The sequence below is a fragment of the Vibrio gangliei genome (assembly GCF_026001925.1).
Lineage (GTDB): Bacteria > Pseudomonadota > Gammaproteobacteria > Enterobacterales > Vibrionaceae > Vibrio > Vibrio gangliei.
The window spans coordinates 312,494-327,047 of the sequence record NZ_AP021869.1; the positions used below are offsets into that span (position 1 = coordinate 312,494).

Below are 14,554 nucleotides of genomic sequence, written 5' to 3' on the forward strand. Positions count from 1 at the left end.
AGTATCCAACCAATGGGATAGTTACAAATATATGAACTTAAAGTGATGTTCGTGCTATTTTTAATACCACGAACAATTAGCTTATGCTTTGTCACTTTTGTATTCATAATGGTAGTAACCATAACCTCCGTAGGCTGCAGCAGCTTTTTTCTCTATAGCGTTAAGTATAAAGCCTTTTATTTCTATTCCATTTTGTTCAAATCGTTGTAGCGCTAACTCAGTTTCTTTGACAGTTGTTCTTTCAAAGCGTCCAACCATCAATGATGTTCCAACATGTCTGCCAATAATCGCAGCATCAGTTACAGCTAATATTGGCGGTGTATCAATGAGGACGAAATCAAAATTCTTTGAAGCCCATTCAAGTAATTCACCTAACCTAGGATGCATCAGTAACTCCGAAGGGTTTGGTGGTATTTCACCACGACTAATACAACTTAAGTTATCTATGGGTAATGACTGAATAATATCTTCAATACTAGATTGTCCACTTAAGAAATCAGATAGGCCAGGGGATATATTACAATTAACGGTTTTATGTATATGTCCTTTACGCATATCAGCACCAATCAATAGTGTTCTTTGATTAGATTGAGCAATAACTGCTGCCATATTCGTTGATATAAATGATTTTCCTAATGAAGGACTAGGGCCGGAAATCATCAATATATTATTTTTTGCTTCCATCATTGCAAAGTGGAGGCTGGTTCTTAGGCTGCGAAGAGCCTCAATCGATAAATCAGTTGGGTGTGAAACTGCCAACAAAGATTGCTCAATAGAAAGTTGTTTCTTTCTTTTTTCTTGTTTTTTCTCTAATTCTTCCTGCCATTGAGATAGAGGAACTGATGCATAAACAGGAAGGCCTATCTCTTCAATAACTTCTGCTGACTCTATCCCTCTATGCATAGCCGTTTTTAGGAGTACTAGAGCAACTGAAATCATCCCACCTAGTAAAGTTGCTAAAACGGCAATTAAAGGTTTTTTCGGTTTTACTGGTTGTGAGAAACTCTGGGCACCATCGATGATACGAACGTTGCCAACTGTACTTGCTTTTACAATATTAAGCTCTTGAACTTTATTGAGTAGTTGCACGTAAATTTGCTGGTTAACTTCAACATCACGCGTCATGCGTAGGATTTCACGCTGTGTTTTAGGTAATTTCTCAATACGTTTATTCAAGCGAGCTTTTTCTTCTAGCAAGGTTTTACGCTTAGCCAATAAAGATTGATATGCAGGGTGATTTTTGGTGTAGAGCTTTGAAATATCACTTTCTTTAAACGTAAGTTCATTGAGTTGAGATTCTAACGATACCATTACATTTAGAGTAGACTGTGCTTCCATTGTAAGGTCAACAGACTCATTCGCTTGTCGGTAATGATTTAATTTATCTTCTGCTGTATTTAATTTCTCTTTTACAGAAGGTAAATGCTTTTTCAAAAACGCTAAGCTACTTTCTGCTTCAGCTGAGTTACGCTCAACGTTCTGCATGAAATAGTTTTGGCTAATATCATTTAAAATAGCTTGAATATCCGCTCGATTTTCACCCGTAAGTGATAACTGCAAAATACCGGTTTGCTTACCGCGCTCACTGACGGATAAGTTATTTTGTAAGTCTTGAATAGCATCTAAACGGCTGACTTTTGCAATGGTAAAGCTATCATCGGTATTTGCCTCGATATCAACAACAAAAAGTTGGTAGCCTTTTCCTTTGGCTAATTCACCGACTTTGCCTTCAAGGATGGGGTGTTCGTTTCCATCTGATAAAGTGAATAATCCTTGCTCCTGATCTGTTACCGTTAGAGTGTAGGCTTGAGGCTCTTCTGTTTCAGGTACTTCGAAACGGCTGATCTTGATATGCTGAGTATCGCCTAATAATCTTGCAAGGCCTTTACCTACAACAGGAAAATGGTTTGCATTACTGACGGTGGTTAAATTGAGATTATCGACCGTCTCACCTAAGACCATACGAGATTTTAAGATTTCTATTTCGGTGGCTGCTGGCGACTCGGTATCAAAAAGATCCGTCATGTCGCTATTTAAAGCAGGCAGGCCAGTGCTTTTTTGTTCAACTTGAATGAGGGCATCGGTTTTATAAATAGGCGTAGCCAAAAGGGCATAGCTGACACCGAGTACTGCGAAGATGAAGGTGGTGATGATGATAAACCATTTATGATCCAGTAAAATTCCAAACAGTTTTCCAAGATCGATAACGTCGCTATGGCTACTGGCGGTCTGTCCGGTTGTTTTTGCTTGTGTGCTGCTATTTACACTCATGTGTATTCCAACTGCTAATCAAGGTGAATAGTAAGTCACTGGCTCACTTATTAAGAAGCCAATGAGTATTATTTTATTTTTTCAGCCCAACTTTTGGCGGCTTTATCGAGTAAATCAAACGCATATTCAAATGCTTCTCGACTTTTTCTATAAGGATCGGGGATCTCTTTTTGATCTAACCAATGCCCAAATAACAGAGTTTTCCCTCTTACCTCTGGTGCTATTTGACAAACGGCTTCAATGTGCCTTTTCTCCATCACGAGGATCAAGTCATACTCTTGGCAAAGAGCTCGGTTAAGCTGTTGTGCACAGTGTCCTTCTAATGAAAGGCTATGCTCATTGGCTAACTCGGATGCGTTGCTCTCTGCTGGTTTGCCTGATAGTCCACTTTTTTCTGTTCCGATACCTGCTGAGGCAATGTGCTTATGCGGTAAATGTTTTTGGAGTAACCTTTCTCCAGTCGGTGAGCGACAGATATTGCCTACACACACGACAAGAATTTTTTCAAACATACTTTTCCATCAACGTCATATCATGGCCAAAGTCAAAAGGGCCTGTGGCGAAATATATCGTACATAGCCCTAGTGGTTAGATCTACTATTTCAAGTCAGTGTAGTAGTTCAGACCTTCAGATAGGTTATTGAAGCCATTAATTGTTGGTAATAGTTTCATGATAACTCGGTTCCAGCGCGTAATAGGCGCGGCGGTCACATAGACAATATCATAAGGCTGCATTTGGAATTCTGTACCAATGACCAACGCAGTCGCATCTTTGATATCCAATTGATAGATATTCGCAATCGGTGGTTTTTCTTGCGTTTGGTCTTTTTCTGATGTTTCTGGCTCAACAGATGTTGTTTGAGAACCCTCCGACTGGTTTGCTGACGAGACCGAAGACGGGGTTGCATCATTTTTCGTTGAGCGAATGACAAAGACACCGGTAGCATCGGCATCAAGTTGGTTAATGCCACCAACGCTACTTAATGCTTCAGTGAGACTCATACCAGAACGATCAATTTTCAGGAGCTTAGGCTCGTTAACCTCACCCATAACGAAAACTTTTTGACCATCATTACGTGGCACGTGAATGATGTCACCATTTTGCAAGAGTCGGTTTTGAGTTAGATCGCCGCGCTGCATTAACGCGTAAAGAGATATGCTTTCTTCTTGGCCGTTACGAGTCAATGTAATGTTGCGCCAGTCAGCATCAGGACTTAAACCACCAGAGCGATTAACTGCATCTAAAATGGTTAACGGCACATTGGTAATAGGTTGCTGTCCAGGTTGTTTGATTTCACCCGTGACATAAGCTTTTTGTGCTCGGAAAGCGGCAACATTGACATCGACTTGAGGGCTTTCAATATATTTCGCTAGGCGAGAAGCAATTTCATCACGAATTTCAGTAACGGTTTTCCCTTCAACATGAACGGTGCCGATATAAGGGTAAAAAATAGTGCCATCGGAGTGAACCCAGTTACCTGATTCGCTTGAGCTACGGTATGAGCCAGCTGGTATGGTTAACTCGGGGTGATCCCAAATGGTAATGTTTAGAATATCGCCAGGACCAATGTAATATTTGTATTTGGCGATTTGCTCATCAAGGGTTGGATTACTACGAGATGAGATTTGTGATGATTTAAATCCAACAACCGTACTTGGTGACAGTTTATAAACATTGACTCTACTTGAAATGTCATCATCTGATTCATCACTTGAAGAGTCTGAATTTGTGCTAGGTTCTACAACATTTTTACCTGAAAGACTTAAATGGGAGCCTGGCATAGTACAGCCGGAAAGCAATATGCTAGCTAAGATTAGCGGGAGTGATTTTTTCGTTATTTTCATACGGTCCATCGTGTGTTCTTGTCTAGCGGTTGCAACTAGTCATCAAATTAAAACAAATAAAACCATCACCAGTTTATCGGTATTCTCGCCCCAAAATGGATGAGCGGTTTTTAGTTGGAAAGCTTTCGAATATCATGCGTACAAATATTCTGCAAATCGATAATACTCGAACTAATAAGATAAATAAACAAGTAGATATCCCCATGTAACTATTTGTCTAGATTCTGTTTGTGTTGCTCGTTTTTACAATGGGTTAAGTGAGCTTGTAAAGGCGCTGATTTTTCTTGAGTCTTACTAGATTGATTGGTATATAAGTGGGGTGAATGTGTTTTCGTTTGAATAACAGATGTTTTTTTTTGTGAATTTTTGATGAATAAACATGATGTTTCTCCACTATTGGATAGTTAGCTGTATGATAATTAAACAATGATGGTTGGCGTGAGATTTAAAGTAGAAAAGTAATCAATTTGTAAAAGAAAAACTACAGTCATTGGATATAATGTAAACCAGTCAAAAGCTCTGTCGTCACTTGGAACTACTATGTGAGCTGAGTTATCTTTGATTGTGTTTCGAGCAGTGCAATTAAACTAGCTGGTAGCAATACTCTTAGAAACTGGCTTATCGAATAATATGGATGAATATAGGGATAATATTTTGCTCCAGATTTCAACTGAATTAATACTGATGTTCTTTTTATCTTTTGTCGTGTTGTTCTTTTTTAGAAAGATTGCCCAAAAGATCGATTTAGTCGACAGGCCTTCTGGGCGAAAAAACCATGAGGGTGCAGTTCCGTTAGTCGGAGGGATCTCCGTTGGGGTCACTTTTTTATACTATCTTTTATTAAACCCAACATCTGTTCCTTACTCTTATCATTTTGCTGCCTCTATTGCTCTTCTTCTTATTGTTGGCGCATTAGATGATAAGTTTGATATCAGCTTTAAAATACGCTTTGTTGTGCAAGGAGCTCTAGCATTGGCCATGATGTATTTTGCTGATGTGAAGTTGCATTCTTTAGGGAATATCCTTGGTTTTGGTGATATCCATTTAGGCTGGGTCGGTTACTTGATCACTATTTTTGCTGTGGTAGGTGCTATTAATGCTTTCAACATGGTTGATGGGATTGATGGATTACTAGGTGGTCTTTCCATGGTGACATTCGGCTCTATTTCTATGTTGCTTTTTTCTGAGGGACGCTCAACTACCGCTTATGTTGCACTTCTTATTGTTGTTATCATGTTGCCGTATGTTTTATTTAATTTAGGGGTCTTTGGGCGTCAGTATAAAATATTCATGGGTGATGCAGGCAGTATGATGATTGGTTTCATGGTGGTCTGGCTTTTACTTTGCACCAGTCAAATAAGCCCTGAACCACTAATTAGACCAGTTACTGCTTTATGGTTTATTGCCATTCCACTTATGGATATGGCGGCGATTATGATACGACGTATTCGTCGAGGAGATTCTCCTTTTAAACCAGACCGTGAACATCTTCACCATATTTTCCAACGATTAGGACTTTCTCCTACTCAAACGTTATTAGCTATCTGTGGCTTGGCTGCATTATTCGCTGGATTTGGTTTTTATGGTGAAGTGATGCAAATCTCGGAAGCTGTGATGTTTTACGCTTTCTTAGCTCTTTTTGGTGTGTATGCTTTATTGCTTTCTTATGTATGGAAAGTTACTGCGAAGTTAAGAGCTTGGTTTAACCTTGAAACTCATACTAACGATCCAGAGTTATCTGCAAATAAAGGTAACTATAAGAGCTCCTTATAGGGATTAGGGGTTGTGAAAGATCCTCAAATCCGGTTAGTTTATATTTAATCCCTTTAGGTTTATCAATGATAAACCTAAAGGTCGTATTGTTTTTATTGATTGAGAAAATTATGAAAATCACCATCGCGGGTACTGGCTATGTAGGCCTTTCAAATGCCGTTCTTTTATCTCAACACCATGAGGTTGTTGCGCTCGATATCATCCCTGAAAAAGTAGAGATGATTAACAATAAAAAATCACCGATTGTCGATGCTGAAATTGAACAATTTCTAGCGGAAAAAGAGCTGAATCTTACTGCGACTTTAGATAAAGAAGCCGCATACAAAGACGCTGAATATGTGGTGATTGCCACTCCAACCGATTATGACCCTCAAACTAATTACTTCAACACTTCCTCGGTTGAAGCGGTGATCCGTGATGTGATGGCTATCAATCCGAATGCAGTGATGGTGATTAAATCCACGGTACCTGTTGGGTACACGGCTGAGATTAAACAGCAAATGCAATGTGATAATTTGATGTTTTCACCTGAGTTTTTGCGTGAAGGTCGTGCGCTATTTGATAACTTACACCCGTCTCGCATTATTGTCGGTGAGCAATCTGAGCGCGCTAAAGTGTTTGCCGATTTACTGGTTGAAGGTGCAATTAAGCAAGATATTCCAGTTTTGTTTACTGATTCTACCGAAGCAGAAGCGGTGAAGTTGTTCTCAAACACTTATCTTGCTTTACGTGTGGCTTACTTCAATGAGCTTGATTCTTATGCGGAAGTGAATGGTCTTGATGCTCGTCAGATCATTGAAGGTGTTGGCTTAGATCCGCGTATTGGTAACCACTATAACAATCCATCTTTTGGTTATGGTGGTTACTGCTTGCCGAAAGATACCAAGCAACTGCTTGCGAATTACCACTCTGTACCGAATAACATCATTGGTGCGATTGTTGATGCTAACCGTACTCGTAAAGATTTTGTAGCGGACTCTATTATCAAGCGCAACCCAAAGGTGGTGGGCGTTTATCGTTTAATCATGAAAGCGGGCTCCGATAACTTCCGTGCATCGAGTATTCAAGGCATCATGAAGCGTTTGAAAGCGAAGGGCATTGAGGTTGTGGTTTATGAGCCAGTGCTGAAAGAAGATGATTTCTTCCGCTCTCGCGTGATCCGTGATCTGAATGAGTTTAAACAAATCTCCGATGTGATTGTATCCAACCGCATGATGGATGAACTATCTGATGTCTCGGATAAGGTTTACACTCGCGATTTGTTTGGGTCGGACTGATAGACGTTTCTCGAGTCTAGGGCGCTACGCTTCTCGTTACTCGAAAGACGAGGAGCGAAGCAGTCGAGATACAAGTCGCGGTTTGATGGAAAAGGACTTTCATGCATTACGATGTATTCAATGGTGATGCAGATGGCATCATAGCGCTACTACAGTTGAGATTGGCAGAGCCGAAACCAAGTAAGCTGATCACGGGTGTGAAGCGTGATATTCAATTGCTCTCTCAAGTTGCCGAGCAAAGCGATGTGAGTTCGGTTACTGTGCTGGATATATCGCTGGATAAAAATCGTCCTGCTTTAATGTCATTATTAGAGCAGGGCGTTTGTGTTTTTTATTGCGACCATCATCAAAGTGGTGATATTCCTCAATCTCCCTATCTAACCCCTCTTATTAATCTTGATTCAGAAATCTGCACGAGTTTGTTGATTAATCAGCATTTAAAAGGGCAGTTTCAGGCTTGGGCCATTGCCGGTGCGTTTGGCGACAATATGACAAAACGGGCGTTAGCTTTGTCTGAGCAATCGGGGCTTAGCGATTCTCAAGTTGGTTTTTTAAAAGAACTTGGCACGCTACTCAATTACAATGGTTATGGTGCAAATTTGGATGACTTGCATATTGCACCTGTTGATGTGTTTCGCACATTACTCAATTTTCCCGACCCGTTCTTACTTCAGCAAGATACGTCTTCTCTTTTCTATTCTTTGCGTTCAGGGTATCAATCCGATCACCAGCAATTAGCTTCGATATCTCCGTATTTAAATAAAGAAAGTTACCAAGTGTACTTATTGCCTAATGCGGCCTGGGCTCGTCGTATTAGTGGCGTTTTTGGTAATCAACTTGCCAATCAAGAGCCGAATAAAGCGTGTGCTGTGCTGACATTAAATACAGATGAAAGCTCTTATACCGTGAGTGTGAGAGCACCATTAAATCGCCGTGAAGGGGCAGATGAAGTGTGCAATCAGTTTGCAACTGGTGGTGGAAGACGTGCGGCTGCGGGGATCAATGCGTTACCAGTTGAAGAGCTGGAGCGATTTATTCAGGTGATGGCTGGACAGTATAAGTGCTGAGAATATAGTGGCGGGTTTCGGGGTGTGAATAGCGTAAAAATGTGTAAAAGTCAGAGCCGAGTGTCGAGTACGTTTCACTCGGGGGCCGAAAAGATTGTAGCGGGCCACGAGATTCAGTGATCTTTTACTCGAAACACGAAGCGCACTCGGATCTCGCGACAGCCTTTGCTATCGGTCTTTTTATGAACTATATTTAGCTCACTAAAAGGTGGGTAATATGAAGACTGAAACGTTAAGTTATCTTAAAAAGAATGCGGCTACTTTAGAGCTCAATGAACCTATGTGCATTACGCAAAATGGTGTGCCGACCTATGTGATTGAAAGCTATGCTTCTCGAAAACGACGAGATGAAGCGGTCGCGATGTTGAAGTTACTTTCATTTTCGGTTGAAGATGAACTGTCGGGTAAAGTTCTTTCTAGCCAATCATTAAAAGAGAAGCTTGCTCAGCGTAAACAGAATGTAGCGGAAAGAAACCGTGAAGATTGAGGTTGTCTATACTCAAACCTTTGAGCAATTATTAGATTACTTAATTTCATACTTGTCGGATTTCTCGGATGAAGTATCGGTGATTAAAAGAGTGGAGGAAGTGATTGAGCGCTTTGAGTCAATTATTTCTGTCGATCCTTTTGCTGTCAGTGTTTCACCTTCTTTACTCGAGTTAGGTGTTACTGAGTTTCGTGAATTTCACGTTAATAACTTTAGAGTCCTTTACCGCATTAAAGGTGAGAGGGTTGTGGTAGACCTTATAGCCCAGAAAAAGCAGGATCTAGAGCAACTGTTAGTTCATTATTGTTTGCTTTTGAAAGCTTAAAGATTGCTACGAATAGCGCGTGTTTCGTGGAAGAGCAAAGCGATCGCTGTTTGCTTTTCCTAGGAACCAGAATCTAGGTCTAGGGACTTTACTCCTATCTCACCACTTCCACCCGATCTCTGCCATTTTCTTTCGCTTTGTATAAGGCAATATCGGCTTGTTTCAATATGTCATCAATATCGCATTCCGGTGCTTTGCAAGAAGCTACACCGATAGAGAGCGTTGCAGGTAATGTCAGAGTTGAGGTGACTTTAATTGGCGAGCCAGCCACACATTGGTTAATTCTTTCTGCCAACTCTGCCGCCTGCCCTATAGGTTGTTTCGTGAATATGACGAACTCTTCACCACCAAAGCGTGCGAAGATATCGGTATGATGTTGCTGTTTCTTAATGATTTTGGCGATTTGTTTGAGCACTTCATCACCGGCATCGTGACCATAGTTATCGTTTATCTTTTTAAAATAGTCTATATCTATCATCAACAATGACATCGGTTGCTGCACTTTTGATGTAAATAGTGGCTCGACTTGTTCAAAGAAATGACGTCGATTGCTGATCCCTGTAAGGACATCAGTATTAGCTAAAAACTCTAATCGTTTCTCTAACTTGATACGATCTGAAATATCAAAAGTTGAGGCTCGTGCTAAAGCAAAGTTACCTTCATTGAGTAGCACAACAGCGGATGTGGAAGCAAAGAAGGTTTTGCCACTCTTCGTTTGAATTTCCAGTACCGTACCTTCAATATTTTGATTGTTGAGCAAGGTAGATAAAAATTCATCAAATATTACTTGGCTTGCTGGCGTTAAAAACTTTTTGTAAGAATGACCAATCACTTCTTCACGTGAATAGCCAAGCCAGTTTAGTTCTGTGTTGTTAATGCGCGTAATGGTGCCATCAGAATTAAGAGAGTGATAGCCACATGGCGCATTTTCATAAAGATCTTTCATTTCCGCGCTTATTTTACGGTTTCTTTTCTCGCGAGATTTTCGTTGTTCCGATAACGTAATTAACAGCAACATAATGGCTGCAATTGAGATAACCAATATCGCGATGATGACCTGCCCACCAGGCTTGTAGAAAAAGGACTGGGCATGAATGGTGTCGTTAGGAAGAAAAATCACCATTTTCCAATTGGTATTGCTAATTGAGTTTTGTGTTATATCAAATTGATGCGAATACTCTGATTTTGTGGGCTTTCAATTTATTGAAGTTTAATGGAAAGATCGCCTGATAACGGAATAGACCTTTAGGCGTTTTCAGAGTGCCACTATCGTGAGATGAAATTGTCGGCCAAGCGTTAGGGTAGGTTTGTTTAAAGTGATGATCAGGATGACCTAAATCGGCGCCCCATTCATTACTGCGAACGTGATTACTAAGCCAATACCCTTGCGGGTCGATCAGCATGCCTTGGCCATTAAAGCGCAAGGTGATTTGATGGCGAAAATTTTGCAGTAATTCTCTAGCATCGTAGTTTAATATCAGTACCCCCTGCTTTTCCCCATTGGTATTAAAGATCGGGGTAATGAAGCGAATGGTTGGCAAGTGGGGTACTTCATCCTTACCATGTTCGACATTGAGTTCCATCTTAGAGACATAAATTTCCTGTGGTTTGAGCTTGAGTGCTTGCTGAAAGTAATCGCGTTCTCTTTTACTTTGTAAGCCGGTTGTGATCAGTTTCGATTTACCGCGTTCTGTATGGTCAACTCGGATCCTTTCGTTGCCATCTAAGTCGAGTAGACGGACTTGATCGTAATCTTGAAAGGTCATGATTAGGTTTTTAAATAAACTCACTAAGCCGGCTTTGTCTTTCTCGTTACCGGTTTCTAGGTAGTCAGACAGCACTTTAGATTTTGACGTCATGTTTAAGATCAGCAAAGGGTATGCATTTCTTTTTGCAGCACATTACTAGATGAAGTCACAAAGGCTTCTTCTTGAGCAAGCAGTTTTTGCTCTAAATTGGCGGTGTACTCTTGATAAACAGCAATGGTGAGCGCAGTAAAGATCACGAGAAACAAAGTGAATACGAGCGCAAAGCGAGTCACGATGGCGCGAGCTAAGTTGGGATCATCTTGCAGTAGATGAAGTTCATCGATAGAGGAGTCGGTTGATACAACGTTCACTGTCATCTGCTTGCATATCCTATGCGGTGATCATAAATGGATATAAAGTTATTTGAATTTAAAATAAAAACACTTTCAAGCATAGAAAACATGATAAAGGTAGGATAAAAACGGGAGCTAGCTTATCTCCCGTTGTGTTTATTTATGGTTGTTATATAAAAGCGACTACTTCAACCAACTTCTAGGGTTTTGTGGTTGGCTATTGCGGCGAATTTCGAAATACAAAGAAGGGCGAGATTGACCTCCGGTATTACCGGCAAGAGCAATGGTTTCACCTTCACGCACTACGTCGCCATCTTTTTTCAGCAGCGTTTGGTTATAACCATATAGGGTCATATCGCCTTTACCATGATCGATTAAGATCACCAAACCGTAACCACGAAGCCATTCGGCAAACACTACTTTTCCTGAATGTACGGCTTTGACCGCTTCACCTTGCTTGGCATTTATCACCATGCCTTTCCAGGTAATTTGACCACTTTGTGATGTGCCATAGTTATGCAATACGCTGCCTTGTAATGGCCAAGGTAGCTTTCCTCGATACGAACCCAGTCCGTTCATTGGCGAAATATTACGCTTGGCCGCTTTCGCAATTTCCGCTTTCAAACGGTTTTCATTACGACGCAGTTCCGCTAGCTTACTTTGATTGCTGCGAATATTGCTTTGGATTTGGTTTACGGTGCCTTTGCGCTGGTTCTGCGCTTTTAATAAGTCATTTCGTTTGGCTTTTTTCTCAGCCAATAAGCTCGCTTGACGATTTTCTTCTTCAGACAGTTGTCGTTGTTTTTCTGTCAATTGTTGTTGGGTCAGACTTAGGGCTTCAATCGCTTCGGTGCGGGCCTTAGCAAGGTGTTGGAAGTATTGGCTAATACGGTCGTTTTTTTCAGCATCTCCGCCTTGAATGATTTGCGGAAGATTATTACTACGGCTCGTGAGGTAGTAAGTTTTGATCAGTTGTTCAAGGGTTTCGGTTTGTTGTTTTTTCTTTTGCTCAAGTTGACGTTTTTGCGCCTTTAGCTCATTCAAATTTGATTGGACTTTCGATAACTCATTTTCATTTTTACGAATATCTTGCCCTAATTTAGAGATAGCAATTTCGTGGGTTTTCAAGTCGCTTTGCAGTTGGTTGAGCTTCTTTTGTTGATTGCTAATAGAAGAGGTTTGACGAGAGATCTCAGCAGAAACGCCTTTCAATTCGTCTTTGGTCGCGGCTTGTGAAGTACTCGTGATGATGAGGAGGCTAGCACATAGCGCCCAGAGAAAAGCGCCAGAGTGAAGTAATCGTGAAAACGAAAAACGTACGCTGGCGCTTAAAGTCGATGGTGACTGAGTCATTGTCATAGATGAAACATTTCCCAACAATGAGGCTCACCATAAATACCCGATTGGGCGATGAGCCTCGTTCAAAACTGTATGAAATCTGATAGCGTTTAATGATATATCAGACAAACATACAATTGATAGGGAAATTGCCCCAATTATTTCAGATTGACAATCACTTGACCTGTCATTTCTGCTGGGATTTCCATACCGGTTAGTTCAAGCATGGTTGGCGCTAGATCCGATAGCTTACCACCTTGTTTGAATTCTAACTCTTTGTTGCCTACGTAAATAAGTGGTACTGGTAGGTTAGTGTGTGCAGTGTGAACGCCACCGGTTTCAGGGTCGATCATCATTTCCGCGTTACCGTGGTCAGCCGTGATAAGTAGTTGGCCATCCATTTCTTTGATTGCTTCAACGACACGACCAATACATTCGTCAACCGCTTCACAAGCTTTCACCGCAGCTTCATAGACACCAGTGTGGCCAACCATGTCGCCGTTCGGGTAGTTACAGATGATGGTATCGAATTTGCCAGACTTGATCGCTGCAACCAGTTTGTCGGTTAACTCAGGTGCACTCATTTCTGGCTGTAGATCGTAAGTCGCAACTTTAGGAGAAGCGACTAGTTGGCGCTCTTCGCCTTCAAATTCGTTCTCAACGCCGCCGTTGAAGAAGAAAGTAACGTGTGCGTATTTTTCTGTTTCAGAGATACGTAGCTGAGTTTTGCCACATTTCGATAGCCACTCACCGTAAGTGTTGTCCAGAGATGCTGGTGGGAATGCACACAATAGTGGGATATCCGCTGCGTATTGAGTCAACATTACGAAATCGATAGTTGGGAAAACTTCACGTTCAAAACCAGCGAAATCAGGCACGAAACAACGAGTGATTTCACGCGCACGGTCAGCACGGTAGTTCATGAAGATCACGGCATCACCATCAACGATAGCTGCGCTAGCTTGGCCTTCACTACGAATTTCAGTTGCTTGTACGAACTCATCATTTTCTTCACGAGCGTAAGCTGCTTCTAGGCCTTCAACCGCTGAGTCGAAAGTGAATTCTGCTTTCGCTTGAGTTAACAAGTCGTAAGATTTTTGCACACGATCCCAGTTGTTATCACGGTCCATTGCAAAGTAACGACCGATTAAAGACGCAATACGGCCTTCTTCTAGGTTCAGTTGTGCAAATAGTTCAGCGAAACGCTCAAGAGAGTTTTTCGCACTACGTGGCGGAGTATCACGGCCATCTAGGAAAGCGTGAACATATACTTTCTTAGCGCCACGCTCTGCAGCCATTTGTACCGCTGCATAGATGTGATCTTCATGGCTGTGTACGCCACCTGGAGACATAAGACCCATGATGTGAACCGCTTTATCAGCAGCGACCGCTTTGTCGATAGCGTTCGCCAGTGCTGGCGTTTCTTTGAACTCACCGTCAGCGATAGATTTGGTAATACGAGTCAGATCTTGATATACCACACGACCGGCACCGATGTTAGTGTGGCCTACTTCTGAGTTACCCATTTGACCGTCAGGTAGGCCAACATCTAGGCCAGAAGCTGAAATTAAGGTATTAGGTTGGTTAGCAAACAAACCGTCTAATACAGGTGTGTTGGCATTAGCGATAGCGTTGTCGCTGTTGTCTTCGCGGTAACCCCAACCATCAAGGATCACTAGAGCCATTGGCTTCTTATTTGACATGTTCAAACCTCGTTTAAAAATACAAAGAATTTAAAATCTTACCTGAGCGTAATTTTACTACACTTTTCGCTCTAAACAGTAGGGGAAGATCAATTTAACTGACGTTCACCCTTTTGGTGTCACATTTATCTGGTATTAACTTTCACTTGATGTGGCCCATTATGCCTAATATTTAGTCTAGATGAAAATCGAAATGATCGATGGGATTAATAGGTGGTAAAGCGGGGCGTGTTCCGAGTCTCTAGCTCTTAGTTTCGAGAAAAGAAGAGCGTTAATGGATCAGGCTCGATACTTATTAGAGTCGTCATGCTCTTATCTTTCGTATTAACTCGCCATCTAGCGACTAGGCATTTATTTTCAGTTTTTT

Annotated in this window: 13 protein-coding genes; 5 read left to right on the plus strand and 8 right to left on the minus strand. The window is 41.3% G+C overall.

Going from position 1 to position 14,554, the window contains the following annotated elements; genetic code table 11:
* Positions 1-81: 81 nt before the first annotated feature.
* The 3 genes from Vgang_RS01440 to Vgang_RS01450 form a co-directional block, all read right to left on the minus strand.
* Positions 82-2,271: a polysaccharide biosynthesis tyrosine autokinase gene (locus tag Vgang_RS01440; RefSeq protein ID WP_105902564.1), complete on the minus strand. Its 2,190-nt coding sequence runs from the start codon at positions 2,269-2,271 to the stop codon at positions 82-84.
* Between the two features lie 68 nt (positions 2,272-2,339).
* Entirely contained in the window at positions 2,340-2,783 is a 444-nt protein-coding gene (locus tag Vgang_RS01445) for an arsenate reductase/protein-tyrosine-phosphatase family protein (RefSeq protein ID WP_105902563.1), read from the minus strand.
* Between the two features lie 85 nt (positions 2,784-2,868).
* Entirely contained in the window at positions 2,869-4,116 is a 1,248-nt protein-coding gene (locus Vgang_RS01450) for a polysaccharide export protein (RefSeq protein WP_105902672.1), read from the minus strand.
* Positions 4,117-4,746: 630 nt separating this feature from the next.
* Here Vgang_RS01450 and wecA point away from each other — a divergent pair.
* The 5 genes from wecA (at position 4,747) to Vgang_RS01475 (ending at position 9,045) form a co-directional block, all read left to right on the plus strand.
* Positions 4,747-5,889: a UDP-N-acetylglucosamine--undecaprenyl-phosphate N-acetylglucosaminephosphotransferase gene (gene wecA, locus Vgang_RS01455; RefSeq protein ID WP_211294048.1), complete on the plus strand. Its 1,143-nt coding sequence runs from the start codon at positions 4,747-4,749 to the stop codon at positions 5,887-5,889.
* 110 nt (positions 5,890-5,999) lie between these two features.
* On the plus strand, positions 6,000-7,166 hold the full coding sequence (locus tag Vgang_RS01460; protein ID WP_105902670.1) for a nucleotide sugar dehydrogenase: 1,167 nt from the start codon (positions 6,000-6,002) through the stop codon (positions 7,164-7,166).
* Positions 7,167-7,267: 101 nt separating this feature from the next.
* Positions 7,268-8,233: an acetyltransferase gene (locus Vgang_RS01465; RefSeq protein WP_105902562.1), complete on the plus strand. Its 966-nt coding sequence runs from the start codon at positions 7,268-7,270 to the stop codon at positions 8,231-8,233.
* A gap of 217 nt (positions 8,234-8,450) precedes the next feature.
* Entirely contained in the window at positions 8,451-8,720 is a 270-nt protein-coding gene (locus Vgang_RS01470) for a type II toxin-antitoxin system Phd/YefM family antitoxin (protein ID WP_105902561.1), read from the plus strand.
* Positions 8,710-9,045, plus strand: a complete 336-nt coding sequence (locus Vgang_RS01475) for a type II toxin-antitoxin system RelE/ParE family toxin (RefSeq protein WP_245879939.1) — start codon at positions 8,710-8,712, stop codon at positions 9,043-9,045. The genes Vgang_RS01470 and Vgang_RS01475 overlap by 11 nt, the downstream gene beginning before the upstream one ends.
* Before the next feature lie 94 nt (positions 9,046-9,139).
* Here Vgang_RS01475 and Vgang_RS01480 read toward each other — a convergent pair whose 3' ends face one another.
* From Vgang_RS01480 to gpmM, 5 genes are all read right to left on the minus strand, one after another.
* Positions 9,140-10,168 (minus strand): sensor domain-containing diguanylate cyclase, encoded by a 1,029-nt coding sequence (locus Vgang_RS01480; protein ID WP_105902560.1) that lies wholly within the window; start codon positions 10,166-10,168, stop codon positions 9,140-9,142.
* Between the two features lie 37 nt (positions 10,169-10,205).
* Positions 10,206-10,904 carry a cache domain-containing protein gene (locus Vgang_RS01485; RefSeq protein WP_105902559.1) on the minus strand — a complete coding sequence of 233 codons (699 nt, stop codon included), beginning with the start codon at positions 10,902-10,904 and terminating at the stop codon, positions 10,206-10,208.
* A gap of 8 nt (positions 10,905-10,912) precedes the next feature.
* Positions 10,913-11,170 carry a hypothetical protein gene (locus Vgang_RS01490; protein WP_105902558.1) on the minus strand — a complete coding sequence of 86 codons (258 nt, stop codon included), beginning with the start codon at positions 11,168-11,170 and terminating at the stop codon, positions 10,913-10,915.
* 159 nt (positions 11,171-11,329) lie between these two features.
* On the minus strand, positions 11,330-12,505 hold the full coding sequence (locus tag Vgang_RS01495) for a murein hydrolase activator EnvC family protein (RefSeq protein WP_245879938.1): 1,176 nt from the start codon (positions 12,503-12,505) through the stop codon (positions 11,330-11,332).
* A 137-nt stretch (positions 12,506-12,642) separates the two neighbouring features.
* Positions 12,643-14,187 carry a 2,3-bisphosphoglycerate-independent phosphoglycerate mutase gene (gene gpmM, locus Vgang_RS01500; protein WP_105902557.1) on the minus strand — a complete coding sequence of 515 codons (1,545 nt, stop codon included), beginning with the start codon at positions 14,185-14,187 and terminating at the stop codon, positions 12,643-12,645.
* Positions 14,188-14,554 lie beyond the last annotated feature (367 nt).

Bases quoted from the DNA above. Each gene is read 5' to 3' on its own strand.
- Vgang_RS01440 (WP_105902564.1), bottom strand. From the start codon at position 2,271: ATGAGTGTAAATAGCAGCACACAAGCAAAAACAACCGGACAGACCGCC.
- Vgang_RS01445 (WP_105902563.1), bottom strand. From the start codon at position 2,783: ATGTTTGAAAAAATTCTTGTCGTGTGTGTAGGCAATATCTGTCGCTCA.
- Vgang_RS01450 (WP_105902672.1), bottom strand. From the start codon at position 4,116: ATGAAAATAACGAAAAAATCACTCCCGCTAATCTTAGCTAGCATATTG.
- wecA (WP_211294048.1), top strand. From the start codon at position 4,747: ATGGATGAATATAGGGATAATATTTTGCTCCAGATTTCAACTGAATTA.
- Vgang_RS01460 (WP_105902670.1), top strand. From the start codon at position 6,000: ATGAAAATCACCATCGCGGGTACTGGCTATGTAGGCCTTTCAAATGCC.
- Vgang_RS01465 (WP_105902562.1), top strand. From the start codon at position 7,268: ATGCATTACGATGTATTCAATGGTGATGCAGATGGCATCATAGCGCTA.
- Vgang_RS01470 (WP_105902561.1), top strand. From the start codon at position 8,451: ATGAAGACTGAAACGTTAAGTTATCTTAAAAAGAATGCGGCTACTTTA.
- Vgang_RS01480 (WP_105902560.1), bottom strand. From the start codon at position 10,168: ATGGTGATTTTTCTTCCTAACGACACCATTCATGCCCAGTCCTTTTTC.
- Vgang_RS01485 (WP_105902559.1), bottom strand. From the start codon at position 10,904: ATGACGTCAAAATCTAAAGTGCTGTCTGACTACCTAGAAACCGGTAAC.
- Vgang_RS01490 (WP_105902558.1), bottom strand. From the start codon at position 11,170: ATGACAGTGAACGTTGTATCAACCGACTCCTCTATCGATGAACTTCAT.
- Vgang_RS01495 (WP_245879938.1), bottom strand. From the start codon at position 12,505: ATGACAATGACTCAGTCACCATCGACTTTAAGCGCCAGCGTACGTTTT.
- gpmM (WP_105902557.1), bottom strand. From the start codon at position 14,187: ATGTCAAATAAGAAGCCAATGGCTCTAGTGATCCTTGATGGTTGGGGT.